Origin of the sequence: Cytobacillus sp. Hm23 (assembly GCF_051842895.1) — a bacterium.
GTDB lineage: Bacteria > Bacillota > Bacilli > Bacillales > SM2101 > Nanhaiella.
Genome location: NZ_JBPXRQ010000005.1, coordinates 42,467 through 61,237, shown reverse-complemented (window position 1 = coordinate 61,237; position 18,771 = coordinate 42,467). Strand labels below are relative to the sequence as shown.

Annotated in this window: 17 protein-coding genes; 14 read left to right on the top strand and 3 right to left on the bottom strand. The window is 34.1% G+C overall.

Features of this window, described 5'->3' with window-relative positions:
- Positions 1 to 240 precede the first annotated feature (240 nt).
- The 12 genes from ACSVDA_RS04785 (at position 241) to ACSVDA_RS04730 (ending at position 13,239) form a co-directional block, all read left to right on the top strand.
- Positions 241 to 1,311, top strand: a complete 1,071-nt coding sequence (locus ACSVDA_RS04785; protein ID WP_485881291.1) for a glycosyltransferase family 4 protein — start codon at positions 241 to 243, stop codon at positions 1,309 to 1,311.
- A gap of 9 nt (positions 1,312 to 1,320) precedes the next feature.
- Positions 1,321 to 2,445 carry a glycosyltransferase family 4 protein gene (locus tag ACSVDA_RS04780; protein ID WP_485881290.1) on the top strand — a complete coding sequence of 375 codons (1,125 nt, stop codon included), beginning with the start codon at positions 1,321 to 1,323 and terminating at the stop codon, positions 2,443 to 2,445.
- Between the two features lie 332 nt (positions 2,446 to 2,777).
- The gene (locus ACSVDA_RS04775) at positions 2,778 to 4,139 is read left to right on the top strand and encodes a sugar phosphate nucleotidyltransferase (RefSeq protein ID WP_485881289.1); all 1,362 of its coding nucleotides are present in this window, start codon (positions 2,778 to 2,780) and stop codon (positions 4,137 to 4,139) included.
- Positions 4,108 to 5,097 carry an ATP-grasp domain-containing protein gene (locus ACSVDA_RS04770; protein ID WP_485881407.1) on the top strand — a complete coding sequence of 330 codons (990 nt, stop codon included), beginning with the start codon at positions 4,108 to 4,110 and terminating at the stop codon, positions 5,095 to 5,097. Before ACSVDA_RS04775 ends, ACSVDA_RS04770 begins: the two co-directional genes overlap by 32 nt.
- A gap of 16 nt (positions 5,098 to 5,113) precedes the next feature.
- Positions 5,114 to 5,839 (top strand): cytidylyltransferase domain-containing protein, encoded by a 726-nt coding sequence (locus tag ACSVDA_RS04765; RefSeq protein ID WP_485881287.1) that lies wholly within the window; start codon positions 5,114 to 5,116, stop codon positions 5,837 to 5,839.
- Between the two features lie 32 nt (positions 5,840 to 5,871).
- Complete coding sequence (gene pseG / locus ACSVDA_RS04760; protein ID WP_485881286.1) at positions 5,872 to 6,933, top strand: UDP-2,4-diacetamido-2,4,6-trideoxy-beta-L-altropyranose hydrolase; 1,062 nt, start codon at positions 5,872 to 5,874, stop codon at positions 6,931 to 6,933.
- A complete protein-coding gene (gene pseI / locus ACSVDA_RS04755) occupies positions 6,934 to 7,983 on the top strand; it encodes a pseudaminic acid synthase (protein ID WP_485881285.1) in 1,050 nt (349 codons plus the stop codon).
- A gap of 102 nt (positions 7,984 to 8,085) precedes the next feature.
- Positions 8,086 to 9,114 carry a polysaccharide biosynthesis protein gene (locus ACSVDA_RS04750; RefSeq protein ID WP_485881405.1) on the top strand — a complete coding sequence of 343 codons (1,029 nt, stop codon included), beginning with the start codon at positions 8,086 to 8,088 and terminating at the stop codon, positions 9,112 to 9,114.
- A 14-nt stretch (positions 9,115 to 9,128) separates the two neighbouring features.
- Positions 9,129 to 10,322 carry a UDP-4-amino-4,6-dideoxy-N-acetyl-beta-L-altrosamine transaminase gene (gene pseC / locus ACSVDA_RS04745; protein ID WP_485881283.1) on the top strand — a complete coding sequence of 398 codons (1,194 nt, stop codon included), beginning with the start codon at positions 9,129 to 9,131 and terminating at the stop codon, positions 10,320 to 10,322.
- A 42-nt stretch (positions 10,323 to 10,364) separates the two neighbouring features.
- Positions 10,365 to 10,667: a hypothetical protein gene (locus ACSVDA_RS04740; RefSeq protein WP_485881281.1), complete on the top strand. Its 303-nt coding sequence runs from the start codon at positions 10,365 to 10,367 to the stop codon at positions 10,665 to 10,667.
- Positions 10,657 to 12,837, top strand: a complete 2,181-nt coding sequence (locus ACSVDA_RS04735) for a motility associated factor glycosyltransferase family protein (RefSeq protein WP_485881279.1) — start codon at positions 10,657 to 10,659, stop codon at positions 12,835 to 12,837. The genes ACSVDA_RS04740 and ACSVDA_RS04735 overlap by 11 nt, the downstream gene beginning before the upstream one ends.
- Before the next feature lie 78 nt (positions 12,838 to 12,915).
- Positions 12,916 to 13,239 carry a hypothetical protein gene (locus ACSVDA_RS04730; RefSeq protein WP_485881277.1) on the top strand — a complete coding sequence of 108 codons (324 nt, stop codon included), beginning with the start codon at positions 12,916 to 12,918 and terminating at the stop codon, positions 13,237 to 13,239.
- A gap of 47 nt (positions 13,240 to 13,286) precedes the next feature.
- Here the strand turns inward: ACSVDA_RS04730 and ACSVDA_RS04725 are convergent, their stop codons facing one another.
- From ACSVDA_RS04725 to ACSVDA_RS04715, 3 genes are all read right to left on the bottom strand, one after another.
- Positions 13,287 to 14,438, bottom strand: a complete 1,152-nt coding sequence (locus tag ACSVDA_RS04725) for a C45 family autoproteolytic acyltransferase/hydrolase (protein WP_485881275.1) — start codon at positions 14,436 to 14,438, stop codon at positions 13,287 to 13,289.
- Between the two features lie 164 nt (positions 14,439 to 14,602).
- Complete coding sequence (locus ACSVDA_RS04720) at positions 14,603 to 15,877, bottom strand: MFS transporter (RefSeq protein WP_485881273.1); 1,275 nt, start codon at positions 15,875 to 15,877, stop codon at positions 14,603 to 14,605.
- Between the two features lie 31 nt (positions 15,878 to 15,908).
- The gene (locus tag ACSVDA_RS04715) at positions 15,909 to 16,544 is read right to left on the bottom strand and encodes a TetR/AcrR family transcriptional regulator (RefSeq protein WP_485881271.1); all 636 of its coding nucleotides are present in this window, start codon (positions 16,542 to 16,544) and stop codon (positions 15,909 to 15,911) included.
- Between the two features lie 425 nt (positions 16,545 to 16,969).
- Between ACSVDA_RS04715 and ACSVDA_RS04710 the strand changes: the two genes are divergently transcribed.
- Positions 16,970 to 18,229: a Y-family DNA polymerase gene (locus ACSVDA_RS04710; RefSeq protein WP_485881269.1), complete on the top strand. Its 1,260-nt coding sequence runs from the start codon at positions 16,970 to 16,972 to the stop codon at positions 18,227 to 18,229.
- Between the two features lie 202 nt (positions 18,230 to 18,431).
- On the top strand, positions 18,432 to 18,770 hold the full coding sequence (locus ACSVDA_RS04705) for a YolD-like family protein (protein WP_485881267.1): 339 nt from the start codon (positions 18,432 to 18,434) through the stop codon (positions 18,768 to 18,770).
- Position 18,771: the final 1 nt, after the last annotated feature.

The window sequence follows — 18,771 nt, the reverse complement described above, 5'->3', positions numbered from 1 at the left end:
TTTGCGAAAATATTTGTTGATTTACTTCAACAAGTTTTTTTATAAATGCCGATAAGTAAATACAATATAACAGTATTCTTATAATGACAATAAGTTGTTGTGCTAGAGATAAGCATCATAGATTACTGCTGTTGAATCAGATATTTGATTTCTAATAAATGGTTGTTTTTACCAAGATATAAATATAAGAGTGGAAAAAAGGAGTGATTATCTATTGTAAAAATAGGTATAGATACAAGGGTGTTAGATTATCAACAAAGGACTGGTCTAGGTAGATATACTATAAATTTAATCAAAAAATTAGTAAGAGGATACGAAGATCAGTTTGATTTTGTCGGTAGTTTTGAACACCTCAATAAAGTTCATACTGAGTTGCCCCATTATGACTTTGAATATGCAAATAAACTTATGGCCTTAATTGGGAATGTATATGATTTAGACCTAATATTCTCGCCTTTTTTTCCAATACCAGAACATAGAAATTTTAAAGGGGTATTAACTATTCATGATTTAATTCCATTAAAGCTAGTAGAATGCTATAAAGATACGCAAGTTTATGAATTGATGGACCAATATATTCGAAATACAGTAAAACATATAGAACATATCATTGCAGTATCAAATCATACTAAAAATGATATTATTGAGTTATTTTCGGTAGAAGAAGAACGAATTACTGTTATACATCCAGGGCTAGATAATATATTTTTGTCAAAACAAGAAATAAACAACCACGATAAAGTAAATCTATTCAATAAATATAATATAGATAAACCATATATATTATCTGTATGTTCATTTGAACCTCGAAAAAATCTCGATCGTATTTTAAGTGCATATGAAAAACTAAGAGATTCACATCATGAACAAATAGGTTGGGTTTTAGTAGGAGGAGGTTTGTCGTTATATGCAAAGCTTCTCTCTAATATACAAAATAGCAAATATAATAGTGATATCGTGATTACAGGGTACATTCCTGATCAGGATCTTCTAACATTATATACAAATGCAGAATGTCTTATCTATCCCTCTTTATATGAAGGGTTTGGTTTACCTGTTATAGAAGCAATGGCATGTGGTACACCGGTTGTGATATCAAATAGTTCTTCATTAAGGGAAGTTGGTGGTAATTTAGCTGTCTACTGTAACCCTTATAATGTGGATTCTATATTTAAAGGACTAGAGGAAATTTTGCTTTGTGAAAAACGAAAACAAGCAAATGAATTTAAAAAATGGGCATCTCAATTTTCTTGGGAGAAAGCTGGTGAACAAACTAGAAATATTCTATTTACCATTGCAAATGGGAGGTAACAAAAAATTATGAGGGTATTGGAAATCATCCCATTTTTAATAAGTGGTTCTGGAAAAGTTGTAACTACATTATCTTTAGAACTAAGAAAATATTGTAAAGTAACTGTGGCAACTTCAAGACCAGTTGAACAAATAAAGGATTGGGATGAATATGAAGAAATATTAAAGAAAAACGATGTGCCTATTATAAAAGTTGACTCCTTTAAGCGTGATTACAAAAGTATGTGGATGGAAATTATATCGTTGACAACTATTTTAGATCAATTTGACCTTGTTCATGTGCATGCTGGATATCCAGCGTTCTTAGTAAATATGGCTAAGGAACTTTGCGGTAAAAACATTCCAATTGTAGCAACATTCCACAGTTGGAATGTTAATAGGCCAGCATGGATGAACATAGCTGATGGATATGCATTTAATATGTGTGATGAAATATATACAATGTCATACTATTGGAAAGAATTTCTAGAATTTAACATGAATATTGATAAGAACAAATTAGAGGTTATCCCTTGGGGAATTGATGTGAAATATTGTGAGAATATTCAGTTGAATAAAAAACTAAAAATATTATATTGTCAGAGCGATGAATTTTGTTTTGTTACTTTAGGACGTATAGAAGAAAGGAAGGGGATATTACATTTAGTTAAATCTTTTAAAAAAGCGTTAAATCAAATTAAAAGAGCGAAATTAATCATTATAGGTGAAATTGCTGAACAGGACTATTATGAGAAAGTATTAAATGAAATTCAACGAAGTGGTATACAAGAACATGTTGTGTTTACTGGTATGCTAAAAAATCCTCTAGAATTAGTTAAGTGTTGCAATGTTTTTGTGTTTCCTACACTAAGTGAAGGTCTAGGTATTGTTGGGCTAGAGGCGATGGCTCTTCAAGTCCCTGTAATAGCCTCTTATACAGAAGGTGTTCAAGATTATTTACGCCCAAATATTAATGGAATAGGGGTGAAACCAGGGAATATAGATGAACTTGCTGATGCATTAATCTATTCATATGAGAATTACTATAAATTATCGGAATTAACAAAAAGCGCAAAAATGACTGTAAAGAAGAAGTATGATATTAACGAATGTGTCAGTAAATATGTAAACACAATTAGAAGACATAACCAATAACTATTCTCAACACTCTTTAATATGAATAAGAACTATTGCTACAATTTAATTCTATGAAAACGCTAGTTGCTTTCACCATTAGTTCATATTTTCAATCGGATTTATCGAAAGCATATAATTTATTTAAAATAACGGAATAAAGTTTAATCAAGACAGTCTATTAAGAAGGAAAACATTCGTAACAAAAACATTCTAATATCTGTGACTGAAATTGCCGTTAATTTACGAGATAAATTGTACTTAGTATTCTAAATTCAAAGAATGTTGACTTGAATGATTTTGTTAGTATTCTCTCTTCAATATTGAAAATCATAATGAGAGTAGGGGAATAAATGCATCACGTATTACTATCAGGAGGATCGGGGAAACGGCTGTGGCCAATATCTAATGATTCAAGATCAAAGCAGTTTTTGAAGATATTAAAAGATGACAATGGAAATGTAGAATCAATGGTTCAGAGAGTTTTACGTCAGCTGCAATTAGCTGGTGTAAAGGATTCAATATACATTACTGCACCTAGATCTCAAGTAGAAATGGTACAAAATCAAATTTCTTCTTCTATATCACTAATTGTTGAGCCTAACAGGAGAGATACGTTTCCAGCTATTTCGTTAGCTGCAACTTACTTACTATCATTAGGAAATGACCTTGATGAGGTGATTTGTGTCATTCCTGTAGATTCTTATGTTGAAAATGATTTTTTTACTAAGATACTAGAATTAGAGAAGGTTGTAAATGAAACAGACTGTGATATTGCCTTAATTGGAGTACGTCCTGTATATCCGTCTGAAAAATATGGATATATTATGCCGAAGCAATCTTATGTTCAAGGTTCTTACTATGATGTGAGTCACTTTATTGAAAAACCGAATGAAAAAAAGGCGCAACAATTAATAAAAAAAGGTGCGCTTTGGAATTGTGGGATTTTTGCATTTAAACTAAGATATTTAATAAATTTATTAGTACAAAAAGGTATAGCGGTTACATATGAAAAGTTGTTAAGACAATACGAGCAATTAAAGAGAATTAGTTTTGATTTCGAAGTTGTCGAATTTGCAAAAAATATAGTCGTTTTGCCATATGAGGGTGAATGGAAGGATCTTGGTTCTTGGAACACTTTAACAGATGAAATGTCTAATAATATTGTAGGAAATGGGAAAATAAGTGAAGATTCAACGAATATACATCTAATAAATGAACTAGAGATTCCTACATATGTATTAGGAGTGTCGGATGCAGTTGTTGCAGCAAGTCCAGACGGGATTTTAGTAAGTAGCAAAAGAGCTAGTCCTCGATTAAAAGACTTATTAGATGGATTCGAACAACGACCTATGTATGAAGAGCGTCGTTGGGGGTGGTATCGGGTTCTTGATTATTTTAAGTTCGCAACTGGTATTGAAGTACTAACAAAAAGAATCTGTATTTATAAAGGGAAAAATTTAAGTTATCAATTTCATAAAAAACGAAATGAAACGTGGAAGATTATTTCAGGTAATGGAATATGTATATTAAATAATAAGGAGTTTCATGTAAAGGCTGGAGATATTGTTAATATTCAAATTGGTGATAAACATACGATAAAAGGGTTAACAAATATTGAATTTATTGAAATACAAATGGGCAGTGAGCTTGTTGAAGAAGATATTATTCGATTGTATATAGATTGGAACACGATTCAAAAGCATATTTTTTAGGGGGAAAGTAATAATTAATATACTTGTAACAAGTATTTCTAAAAAAGTACCGCTGCTAAAAGCAGTGAAATTAGCAACTGGAAAAATCGATAGTAACATGAAAGTGTTTGGAGCAGATAGCGATAATCATTGTATCGGTCGATATTTCGTTGATCGATTTTGGAAAATCCCTAAGCTTAATGAACTTGCAATTGATTACTTTCTTCAATATTGTCTAGAAAACCACATTACTTCAATTATTCCTACTCGTGATGGAGAATTAATATTTTTTGCTAAGCATAAAAATACATTAAATGAAAATGGTATCTATGTAATGGTTGCAACAGAAAAAGCTGTAACTATATGTTTAGATAAATACCTTTTTAGTAAATTTGGAATGAAGTATGGTTACCCTGTCGTTCAAACAGAAACGAGTTTCACAGACTTACGAGAAGCTAACCAATATGTAGTAAAAGAAAGGTATGGAGCTGGATCGAAAAATATTGGCTTGAAGTTAACAAAAGATCAGGCATTAACATATTCCGAAATAATAGCTACGCCTATTTTTCAACCTTATATTGCAGGGGAAGAGATTTCGGCAGATTTGTATGTAACGAGAAGTCGAGAAGTGAAAGGTATTATTACTAGAAAGCGTGAACAGATAGTTGATGGTGAATCACAAATAACGACTACATTTCGTAATGAACAATTAGAAAGGCTTTGTACAAATATGGTCATTGATTTAGAGCTATATGGTCATATCGTTTTACAAGTGGTAGTTGATGAGAATGGTTACTTTCATATTCTTGAATGTAATAGTCGTTTTGGTGGTGCTTCAACATTAAGTATAGCGGCAGGCTTAGATAGCTTTTACTGGTTTATATTAGAAGTAAGTGGGGATGATTTACACAAACACCCTTTTGTTCGCTCTAATAAGGAAATGATGCTTGTAAGGTATCCTGAAGATTTAATATTTTGAGCTAGGTGGTGAGCATTTGGAAACTCTAATAATTATCCAAGCTCGAATGGGCTCGACACGATTACCTGGTAAAGTATTAAAACCATTAGGTGAGAGTACGGTATTAAACTATGTTGTTGCTAGATGTCAGCAGATTAAAAATACTTTGGGTATCATTGTAGCAACTTCGACCCAAAAGCACGATGATCAAATTGAAGACTGGTGTAAAAAACTTGATATTATTTGTTATCGAGGAAGTGAAAGTGATGTATTAAGTCGTTACTATCATTGTGCAAAACAGTATAATCCCGACTATATTATTCGTGTTACTGCTGACTGTCCCTTTGTGGATTATGACTTTGCAAACCAAATCATAAATCGTATGGAAAAGAATCCGGGAGATATTGTAATTGTTCATGGGCATTTACCTCGCGGACTAGTTGTTGAAATGATTGCATTTACTGCCCTGGAGTTTTTTTATAGATATGGTCATGAAACCCGTCATCGTGAACATGTTACTTACTATGCTTATGAACATCCATCGAAGTTCAAGCATACAAAAGTAATCGCACCTAGTTTTCTGAATCATCCTGAGCTGAGGATTACCTTAGATACAATAGAGGATTATCAGTTGTGCTGTGTGGTAGCTGATTATTTTAAGGGAGAAATTCTAATCCCTTCTCAAGATGTGGTGGAATATTTAGTTACACATGCTAATGTAGCAAATATGAATGCTCATATCACTCAAAAACCTGTTGAATAAATCGTAAGGCTGAGCTCAAATGGAGGATATCTATGAACACTGTCTTTAGAGTAGACGCATCTACGCTAATAGGTACTGGTCATGTTATGCGTTGTTTAGTGCTTGCTGAACAATTAAGAGAAGAAGGATATCGTGTTGTTTTTATATCAAGGGAGCTTGAAGGGAATCTTAACTCATATATTGAATTACAGGGATTTCGTGTGATCCGTCTTTATAAGCAAATTCATTCAGAGCAAGAAGATGCAGATGAAACTTTGCAAGAACTACAAGTGATTTCTAACCAAATAGAATGGCTTATCGTTGATCACTATCATATTAGCGAAAAATGGGAGAGTATAGTGAGTAATCGCGTTTCTAAATTGATGGTAATTGATGATTTAGCTAACAGATGTCATCAGTGTGATATATTACTTGATCACAATCTTATTAGGAGCTACCAAACTCGTTATGACCTACTCGTTCCACCTCATTGTAAAAAAATCCTCGGACCAAAGCATCTACTCATTAGAAAAGAATTTATCCATGGAAGAATGCAAGTAAAAGCAAGAGATGGTCATGTCCGTCGGCTACTTATTTTCTTCGGAGGTAGCGATCCAACAGAAGAAACTGAAAAAGCTCTAAAAGCCGTGAAAAAAATTGATTTTGATTTACATCATGTAGATGTCGTCGTTGGGACTTCAAATCGGAAACAAGATGTGATTTATATGATATGTGAACAACAAGGTTATCAATACCATAGACAGATAACCGATTTTGCAAGATTGCTATCAAAGGTGGATCTCGTAATTGGAGCAGGCGGTATATCGATGTGGGAAAGATGTTATTTAGGTGTCCCATCTATCACTGCAATTGTTGCAAAAAATCAACAACAATCAGTTTGTGCTGCTCATCAATATGGGGCTGTATGGAAAATCGGTTGGCATGAGGATGTCAAAGTAAATGATTACGTTGCAAAAATTAACGATGCTTTAAGGTCACCTCAAAAGTTAATTAATATGAGTCAACGAGCGTTAGCTATTACAAATAGGTGTACGAATAATCAACAACATAGCGTTGTCAAAACAATATTACAAATGAAGGGAGGAGAAAAGTAGATGTATAAATGCAAAATAGCTAACCGTTACGTTGGTAAGGATCATCAACCGTTTATTATTGCGGAAATGTCCGGGAATCATAATCAATCATTAGATCATGCGTTAACAATTGTAGAGGCTGCAGCTAGAGTTGGTGTCGACGCTATAAAACTACAAACATATACAGCAGATACGATGACAATAAATATGAATAAAGAGGAATTTTTTATTAACGATTCAAATAGCTTATGGCAAGGTCAGTCATTGTATGAATTGTATAAGAAGGCGTATACACCATGGGAATGGCATGAAACGATATTTAAAAGGTGTGAGGAGCTCGGCATGGTTGGGTTTAGTTCCCCCTTTGATGCGACTGCTGTAGATTTTTTAGAAGCATTAAATGTTCCAGCTTATAAAATTGCTTCATTTGAAAATGTAGATATCCCGTTAATTAGAAAAGTAGCTGCAACCGAGAAACCTGTCTTCATTTCTACCGGCATGGCAACAGTCGCCGTGCTTGATGAAGCAGTTCAAACAGCGAGAGGTGTGGGGTGTGAAAATATAATTTTATTAAAATGTACGAGTTCCTATCCTGCATCAGAAATCCATTCAAATATTGCGACAATCCCCCATTTGGCTGAGCTATTCAATTGTGAGGTAGGGTTATCAGATCATACTATGGGGATAGGTGTTCCAATAGCTAGTGTTGCTTTAGGAGCAACAGTTATTGAAAAACATTTCACAATGTCTAGAACTGATGATGGGATAGATTCACCATTTTCTATGGAACCTGATGAGATGAAAATGCTCGTTACCGAGGTAAGAAAGGCTTGGAGATCAATAGGAAAGGTAAGCTATGGTCCAACAGAAGGAGAAAATTCATCATTATTACATCGTCGATCTATATATTTTACTGAAGACATATATGCAGGAGGAGTGATATCAACAAAAAACATAAGAATCATTCGGCCAGGTTATGGTCTTGAGCCAAAATATTATGACATGTTATTAGGAAAACGTGTAAAAGAAAGTGTTAAGAAAGGTACTCCTGTGTCATGGAAGATGTTTTAACTTAATTTAGATGTCCGTGTTCAAACAGTGGAAACAAGCACCTAATTTTATTCCAATTGTAGTGTGAAGTAAAAGTGAAATCTGTTAGGGGAAGTAGGTGTTATTTTGTTTGAAGGAAAAAAAATTTTAGTTACAGGAGGAACAGGAAGTATCGGTAAAGCACTTGTAAATATTTTGCTAACCTTTAATCCTACTGTTATAAGGGTTTTTAGTCGGGATGAAAATAAGCAATTTGAAATGCAAGAAGAGTGGAAGGCTCAAAAACAATTGCGCTTTTTACTTGGTGATGTTAGAGATAAAGAGCGCCTTATTTATGCGATGAAAGATATCGATTATGTGTTTCATTTAGCAGCGTTAAAACATGTCCCTGCTTGTGAATATAACCCATTTGAAGCTGTCAGAACAAATGTAATTGGTACACAAAATGTCATTGAAGCAGCTCTAGAAAACAAAGTGAAGAAAGTGTTATTTTCTAGCAGTGATAAAGCAATTAGTCCTACTAATACAATGGGAGCATCCAAGTTAATTGCAGAAAAGCTGTTTGTTTCTGCCAATTCATATAAAGGAAATCATAAAACTGTTTTTGCATCAGTCAGGTTTGGCAATGTAATTGGTTCGAGAGGATCAGTTATTCCTTTATTTTTGAAGAAAATAATGAAAGAAAGAAAAATAACAGTTACCGATTTAAATATGAAGAGATTTATGATGTCGCAAACTGAGGCTTGCTCGTTAATGCTAGATGCACTTCGAATTGCCAATGGTGGAGAAATATTCGTTTTAAAAATGCCTGTAGTTCAACTGAATGATCTAGTGGAAGCACTCATATCAATTGTTGAGGATAAATTTAATATATTAAAGGATGAGATTTATATTGAAGAAATTGGCTTACGACCTGGGGAAAAGGTTGTTGAAGAACTTTTAATGAATGAAGAAATCCCACTTGTTTATGAGAAAGATAACATGTTTATTATTTCAAGTGATTATCCAAAAGTTGAAGAAGTGAGTAATTCTGTTAAAAGTAATCATTTTCGAGCTGACTGTTGTGAGTGTAATCAGTTAACTGTGAAAGATATAAAGGACATTATATTAAAAGAGGTAAATCTATTAGACCATATATGGTCTGATAGATGATAAGGGAGGATGTTGTGATAAATAAATTAGCCATTCACGGTGGAAACCCAGTTCGAAGTAAATTTCTCCCTTACGGACAGCAATGGATTGATGACCAAGATATTAACATAGTTATCGATGTTTTGAAAAGTGAATATTTAACTACCGGACCTATTCTTAAAAAGTTTGAGAAAGAGATTTCAACATATGTAAATAGTAAATATGCTGTTGCTTTTTCAAGTGGAACTGCTGCACTTCATGCTGCTGTTTTTGCTGCGGGTATTTCTGAGGGAGATGAAGTAATAACAACGCCAATAACGTTTGTAGCAACCTCGAATTGTATTTTATATCAAAGAGGCTCTCCAGTTTTTGCTGATATTAATCTTAATACGAATAATATTGCATCTGAAAATATAGAGGCGTTAATAACATCACGAACAAAGGCAATTATCCCTGTAGATTTTGGTGGTCTGCCTGCTGACCTGGATGACATTATGAATATTGCTAGGAAATACGATTTAATCATTATTGAAGATGCAGCTCATGCACTAGGTGCTAAGTATAAGGGAAGACAGATAGGGTCAATTAGTGATATGACAATGTTTAGCTTCCATCCAGTAAAGCACATTACTACTGGTGAAGGTGGGGTTATTACAACAAATAATTCAGACTATTATGATAAGCTCATCCAATTCCGTAATCATGGAATTACTAGAAACTGTGAAAAGATGGGGGAGAATGAAGGAGCGTGGTATTATGAAATGCAATTTCTAGGTTTTAATTATCGTATGACTGATATTCAGGCTGCGCTAGGAATAAGTCAACTCAAAAAAATTGATTCGTTTATAAGTCGTAGGAAGGCAATAGTAGGAAAATATAATAATGCTTTTCATAAGCTAAATCAACTTATCCTACCTTATGAAAAGAATGATCGGCTTTCAAGTTATCATTTATATGTCATTAAATTGGACCTGCATAAATTATACGGGGCTCGTAAGGAAATATATGAGGCTTTAATAAATGAAAATATTGGAGTTAATGTTCATTATATACCTGTATATTTACAACCTTATTACGAGAAGCTTGGTTATCCAAGGGGCCTTTGTCCGGTAGCGGAAAAGTTTTACGGCGATGCTATTACCTTACCGCTATTTCCGAAAATGACTGATGAAGATGTTGAGAGTGTAATAAAAGCAGTCCAAAAAGTCATTCTTCACTTTGCCAAATAAGAAATATTTCATTGAATATGATAAAAAATGCGAGGTGTTTTAATGGACATTCACAATGAAAAAATGCATGTTAATGAAGATAATAAGAGCCCTGAAGCCAGTAAGGAAAGTGACTATAAAAAAGCTGTTATCGAATTAACAACATTATTAGTTGAATTAAAAGAAATGTCCAATCAATCATTATCTAATTATTGGACTGAAGAGGATATTAAAGAGGTTCAGGCTGGAATGAATAAGCATGATTATGAGTCGCTTCAATACAAGAAAGGAATTCTTAAAAACCTTGAAGATTTTCAACGAGGAAAATGGAAAAAACTATTAGAAAGGGAAGATGATGATAAATGATGATTTGTACAATCATATAGTAGAGTCGGAAAAAATACTTCTTTTAACAGTACAGAGCATAAAAGAAGGGAATGACAAATATGCTCTCGAGCATTTTATCGTTTTTCTAGAGAAATTAGAGTTTGTTATAAAAAATTATTCTTCTAACATGATGGTAAGCTATGATGAAGTAAGAGCTATAATTTTACTACTTCACCCGTTACGTAAGATATTAAGTGAAAAAGATATCATCGGTCTTAGAAGTGTACTTGAATGTGAGGGGTTGCAGTTACTAAAAAAATGGAAAGGAAGGTTGATTTTAAAAACTACACTATTAGAAATAGGTTTGCAGAAAAACTTTAACCTTCTTCCAGAGCGTATCAAAAAACAAGTGAGAAAGGTAAATAAAGACGATCTTTGGAGAAAAATTCACGTGTCGGTTAATGATAAAGGAATGCCGACTTGTAAGTATATCGGAACAGAAGGGTCTTTTTATTTAAATGGCACGACGCCAATAGATGAAGGTGAAGTATTATTTAAAGAAAATGCTATAATTGATGCCACATCTTTATTTATTTATGGCTGTGACGTTGGATATTCCCTGTTTACTCTTGATGCAAAAAGACACCAGAATACTTTTGTTGTTATATTTGAACAAAATATATATATTTTTTTGGCGATGTTATATTTGTTTGACCTTGAAAAATTGTTGAAAGATCCGAAAGTTATTTTTTTTGTGGGAGATTTTCATGACATTTCACAAGAATTCCAGCAATTTTTACTTACTGGTGGGTTGCTAAGATGCACGATGCCTACGTGTGTCTTTACTAATAGCGCAAAAAGATATTTTAAAAAGAAATACTTGCACCTTCATCAATCAATTATGCAGCTTATTACTTTTTGTACGATAAATATAGGTAACGATCCTTACGATAATTTAATAGGTTTTCATAATTTAATTAACAATGTGAATGAAATTATTCAAAATCCGTATGTTAGTAGTTTGAAAAATCAATTTTATAATAAACCAGTGTTTATTGTTGCGAATGGACCATCACTGGACAAAAATATCGAAATATTAAAAAAGATTAAGGATAAAGGTCTTATCATAGCAGCGGGCTCTGCGGTAATACCTTTATTAAAGGAAGAAATTAAACCTGATGCAATGTGTATATTAGAACGAACCGAGCAAGCTTTTTTACATCATTTTAGAGGCATAGAATATCCAGAGGAATTAGTCTTACTTGGTTTAGCAATAATTGATAAGCGAAATTATCAAACTTTTCAAGGACCAAGGATTCCAATATTTCGCTCAAGGGAAGCAATGAATAGATGGGTTAACCGTTTAATTGGAGATGAATCTTGTCTAAGCGGTGGTTCTAACGTATCACATCTTGCGTACGAGGCTGCTATATACATGGGTGCCAATCCTGTAATATTTGTAGGTCAAGATTTTGCCTTTGCTCCAGATGGAGCTCACCATAGTAAAAGGTCACGTTATTACGAAGGAAGTTCCCAAAGCTATTATGACAAAAATAAGGTAGTGAATGTTGACAGTAATGACGGTAAATCAATTGCTTCAACACCTTTGTGGACGTTCTTTAGAAAAGGCCTTGAAGAAATGATAATGAATACCCCCCACATAACAGTCATTAATGCAACAGAAGGTGGTGCGCAGATTAACGGTACAACTTGTATGCCACTTATGGAAGCTATTGAAATATATTGTAAAAAGCCGTTGAAAAAGAAACTCTATACAATTGTTTCTGAAAGTAAAGAAACAATCAACTTAAAAGACAGAATGATTAGATTACATGATCTGGCTGATGAACTATATAAATATACAAATGAAATGAAGAGTTTATTACATTCAACTCAAAAAGGAATGAAAAGATGCCACGAAATTTTAAACTTATGTAAAAAAGAGACTAGAATTCCTTTAAAAGAGCTTGAAGAGGTATTGGATAAAAACCATATAGATCTTCAGCAGTTTTTTTCAAATGATTTGTTCGTTTATTTTTTTCAACAGATAATGTATACCGGTTACGATGATTTAAATAGGCTAGGCAATATTCAAACTGTAGAAGGTGCAGTAAAAGCTCTGAAAGTACAATCTAACTGGTTCAAGAGATTAGAGATCATAGCAGAAAGCCTTGTTGAGAGCTTTAGAGAAGCACAAAAGAAGTTATAAATATAAATATATTTTAGCTTAATTTAGAAGGGTAGCTCAAAAAGCGGTTGGAGAGATTCTATCTACTGTATAAACGCAATGCTGTCTTATATACAAGATATAAAGAGTGTGAGGTTTGCTCTTTTAGGTTATCTTTACAATAAGGATAAGGGGACAAATTTAAACTATGAAGGACTGCGGTATGGGGTGTTTTCGCCGATTACTGATTTGCTCATATGCCCTGCCCAAGAAAATGGAAGGAAGATATTTAAATCGTTGAACTTACCTATTCAGCATTGTCGTGCTGATATTATCAGTAGCCCAAGTCAATCACAATTCACTACTGTAACTTCACCCTCAATAATAAATGAGGGTGAAGGATTAAACTATAAGTTGTGTACTGGAAACCATCAATGGAAATAGAAATAACTCAATTAGGATTCACCCTTTTGAAAATTATGACTTCTTTTTCATAGGGAAAAGTGGATATATCCGGATCTTTTTATCGTCTCATTTTCTTCACCTAAGTAAAAATCTATTAATATAGTGCGATCTTCAATGTTATATATGCTATGCCATAATGTTCGTGTAGGACATTGTGATTCTCTTAAGTGAGAATGGTCATGAAAAGAGACTTGTTGATTTACATTTTTAATAAAATCTATGGAATAAGGGGCTTTATTTCTCTTGACATTTTCTTTTATATTACAGAATCGGTTATACATAGATAATCGATCATCAGTATCGGGAAATTGTGACTCGGACTGATACTTGTACAATGGGAAATTAGTAACTACTTGGGGATGGTTCTTATCACCATCAAATGTAAATTCTTTATTACGTCCGTGAGATTGTTCCCAAACAAATGAGTTGCCATGTTTATCAGCGATGAGGAAGTGCAAGGGATAGAGAGTATAATAGTGTTTATTCATATACAGTGCTTTCTTTGCCTCTTCAATGTTGGCACATGTATCTAACAACAGTCTTAGTATTTGTAATTCATTCAAACCAACTTGAGGTTGATAGGTTGGCTCTATAGGGTAATGAGAAATCGCATCATCATCAGCTAATAACGTAACAACAAGACCTTCTGAGTTTATTCCATCAAGTACTCCACTTAACATATCATATCCCGACACACATAAAGAAGAATAGCCTTCGTCTGGATGCAGTTCAAGAATGTAAGGGTTTGCGAAAGCTGGTTTTTCGTCATCAGCTGGTATTTCCCCAGATATAGTTCCAGTTGCAAAGTCGAAGTTACGACTTACGATTGGGCTTCCATTTTCCGTAGTTGTTGGAGGATAAAATACAACTGAACAGCCAGGTAATCCAGACGAATAAACGAAGGAAGAAAAATCATAGCTATTGTCTTCAACGTTTACATTACTGAAATAATCAGTCGCTCCTTGTATTCGGTCAAGTAAGATAGGATAATTATTTTTAAAATATTCTAGCTGATATTTGTATTTTGTAGTTGCGGGATAAGGTAGGGCACGATGATTATTATACCCAATCTCAGCTAGCTTCTTTCCAATATAAAAATTTGAACCTTTTATCTTTACATGACGAACTTCCATAAACTCACTTAGACTTCCTGTAATTACTTTTTCCTCGAAAAACATGACTATCCCTCCTGTTAAAATATGATGTAATTTTTTTCAAAAAGGTTGTTGATTTTTAATAAAACAATTTACATGCAGATAACTAAAATTCATGTCATCTTTTATTCTTTATAATCTTATAAAACCACTTCTAGCTGATCTAATTTGGTATGAAAAGTCTTTAGTTATGAATGAGCCTTGGTTCGTGAAGCACTTATACTTGTTGTTTGTTGGCCCCGCAAGGAGAAGCTTACAATTCCTCCAAGTAAAATCATTGCAATTCCAGCTATTAAAAATACACCTCCAACTCCTATCATACTTGCTATTAAAGCTCCCAATGCTGGAGAAATGACGATAAATGCATTAATGATGGCGTTACCTATACTGGAAACCCGGCCCATGACATGCTGTGGGGTCGTTTTTTGAAGTAAGTAGCCATAACATATGGTAATCACTGCTACACATATTCCAATCATTAGCCATATCAACAGCCAAAACAGTAATGAAGGGGGGATATAACCTATACCGCCCACTCCGTTTAGTGTAATTAACACACCTAACAACACAGCAGAGGAACACATCAATACTTTCTCATTGATTTTTTTACCTAGACGACTAATGATAATTGAACCAATGATACTTCCAAGTCCGATAACACTGCTAAAAATAGCATAAATTGATTCACTGAAGCCGAAGCTTTTTGCTAACAGAACACCTATACTATCGAATAGGAAAATGATGAAAAATACAGCTCCGTTAAAAGAGATTAAGAATATTAATAATTTGTTTGTAACGACATATTGCAGACCTTCTTTTAACTCGTTAATCAAAATTTGTATTGAATTCACCGTTTGTTTTTCATGAACCTTTTCTTCTACTCGGCTGTGCCTCATTTTAGGTAGTTTTAGTAAAAATATTGCTGAAAGCAAAAATGTAATTGAATCAAGTACAAATGCAGTTTGTGGAGTTGAAACAGCTAAAACAATCGCACCAAGAGAAGGACCAATCACCCTAGAAAGATTGAGTGACAGCTGACTTAGCGCATTTGCTTGAAGAAGCATATCATCTGGAACAATTTGTTTAATCGCACTTTGTCTTGCTGGATCAAATAATGCATTAAAAAAGCCTTTTATAGCTACTAGAATAATGACGACATAAGCATTCGGGGCAAATACTAAGCAAAAAACAACTAAGGCTCGGATGAGGTCACTAGTAATCATGACTAATTTCTGAGGAAGTCGATCAGCAAACACTCCAGCGACTGGACCGAATAAAACCCACGGTAAGCCAAATGCAATTGACAATAATGCGAGATAATAAGGACCTAGCTCCCAATGGTAGGCAAACAAAGCGAAAAGTGCAGTTAAATCGAATAATGTTCCTAAATCTGATACGACTTGAGCAGAAAATAACGCTCTAAACTGCTTGTTTTTAAGTGGGCTGAATAAGTTTGTTTTCATCTTTCAATCTCCTCCCTTTAAAATTAGCATTTTATTCATTGAGGGTGCTATCGTAAATATCCTTTGAATTTACTGGTGCAAAAAGGAGCAATGCCTGTGGGATAAGAGCCTTCCATATAATGCCGTCAGGGGGATCAATAATTGTTACACGAATCCCATTTAAAAATTGGAAATAAGATGTTGCTACGATTTCAGGATTCAACGTATGTAGCTCACCTTGTTTTTGTCCTTCTATAATGATTGGCTCCAGTGCGTCGATGACGTCATGGAAAAAAGAATCTAATTGCTCGAATATTTTTGGAAACCTTTCATGTTGCCCTAATACATACTGAACTAAGCGTAAATGGGTTTCCTTTTGAGAAAAGGTAATAACATGCTCTTTAACCATTTGTTTAAGATGTTCTAAGGGAGTTTGATCTTTGTTAATTTGACATAAAAACAGCGGCTTGATTTCATTTAACGGTTCTAATACCGCGGCCTCAAATAGTTGCTCCTTATTTGGAAAATATGTAAATACAGTTCCGAAACTCACTTCCGAACCTTTGGCGACAGCTGCAATTGTTGTTTCTGAATAGCCATTTTTCGAGAAGAGGGTGATAGCTGCATTTAAAATTCTTTGTCGTTTTTCTTCACGTAGTTGTTCCTTCTTAGATAATTGTTTAGACATAATTAGACCTCACATTCATTGATTGATTAATCAATCAAAATTATAACATGTATACTTTAGTAATAAAAGAATAATTTGTAAAAAATATTTATGTAGAATAAATCCCTTTTTAATAGGGTATTTTCACACTAATTGCTGCATGTAATAAGTAGCATCTTTTCTCCTCTAAAAACTATACACATCAGTTACTTAAATTTAAGTGAAAAAAGCAACAAAGTTTAAGCAAAGGGTCTTCTGAGATATCTAACAATAGCGCCTTTCAAACAATAAAACACCTTCATTGTGTGGCTTCAGTGTTTGTCACCGAACATCGGGTATCATTAGCATATCTTATTGGAAACAATTTGCAATTGATAACGAACGTATATTCGGTTAAGATATTGAATATAATAATACGAACATATATTCCTTTAGGGGTGTTATATTTGATCGATTATAGCAAAATGCCTCACCATAACATCTTATGTATTGATATGAAAAGCTTTTTTGCAAGTTGTGCAGCAGTACTATTGAATTTAGATCCACTTACATGCTACTTAGCGGTTGTTGGTGATACAGAAAGACAGGGGAGTGTTGTTTTAGCAGCTTCACCACGCTTGAAGAAGGAATTTGGTATTAGAACAGGGTCGCGTTTATTTGAAATTCCTAAGGACCCGCGAATTGTAATCGTCAATCCAAAGATGCGCACATACTTACGTATATCAATGGAACTTACTAAGTTATTTCAGCGCTATGTGCCGGGAGAAGCAGTCCATACGTATAGCGTTGATGAGAGTTTTTTACAAGTGGATGGTACTGAGAAGCTATGGGGTGATGCAGAAACGACAGCTCAAAAATTAAAAAAAGATATAGAGAGAGAATATGAAGTTCCGTGTGCAATTGGTATAGGACCAAATATGCTTATGGCAAAATTATGCTTGGATTTAGAGGCGAAAAAAACAGGGATTTCCCGATGGACGTATGATGATGTGAAAACAAAACTTTGGCCGCTTTCACCACTTAGTCAAATGTGGGGAATTGGTGGAAAAATGGAAAAAAAATTAAACAGGATAGGAATATTCTCAGTAGGGCAGCTTGCTAATTATTCCCTCAAGCAACTTGAACAAAAGTTTGGCATTATGGGAAATCAGCTATATTATCACGCGTGGGGTGTTGACTTTTCAGAACTTGGCGCACCCTTCCTGCAAGGACAAATTAGCTTTGGAAAAAGTCAAATTTTATTACGAGATTATCCAGATCCGACAGATGTAAAGCGAGTAATATTAGAAATGTGTGAGGAGGTGGCAAGAAGAACTCGCACAGCTAAAAAGGTCGGAAGAACGGTTAGTCTAGGTATTGGATATAGTAAAGATGAATTTGGTGGCGGATTTTATCGTTCAAAAACAATTGAAGAACCAACAAATATTACAATGGACATATACAATGTTTGTGTTGAGCTATTTCAAAAGCATTATACAAATAAAACAGTACGAAAAATCTCAATTGCACTGTCCAATATTGAGGATGATCTAAATATGCAACTATCACTGTTTGAAATGAATAAACCGAAGCAGCAAGCACTCGGCTACTGTATGGATGAAATCAGGAGGAAATATGGCTCAAATGCAATTTTGCGAGCAGTTTCATATACGAATGCAGGGACAGCACGTCACCGCAGCACACTAGTAGGAGGCCATAAGCAATAGGAAAAGCGAGCCGACTGTTCAGTCTCGACAAGCACAGGAAGCATTACATATGAAGGCGCTTTTTGCCTTCGAATGTAATGGTGAAGTGACTCGAGGGACTAGGAGGCGCAGCTGGACAATAGGAAAAGCGAGCCGACTGTTCAGTCTCGACAAGCACAGGAAGCATTACAAATGAAGGCGCTGTAACTAGTTTAAAAGGAGAGTGATAAAAGTGATTCGAGACCGTGGAACAATTAAATGGGTATCAATGATGCTCCCTGAACATACAAAGCTGTTAAGGGAGTTAGAAAAAAATCAGCATAGAGCATCAAAGCCGTTGCTAGATGAGCAACGGCTAGAGGAGTTGAATGAAATGATTCATATCGGTATAGCTGGAAATCAAACATTATCTTTTTCCTATTATCAAAATCATGTGATAAATACTGTTGAAGGTAATATTCATTTTATAGACCACATTAACAAAACCGTACGCATCATGGATATGGTTGAAAAAATCCATGATGTACAGTTTGTTAATATTGTAGACATTCAGCCTTTGTAAA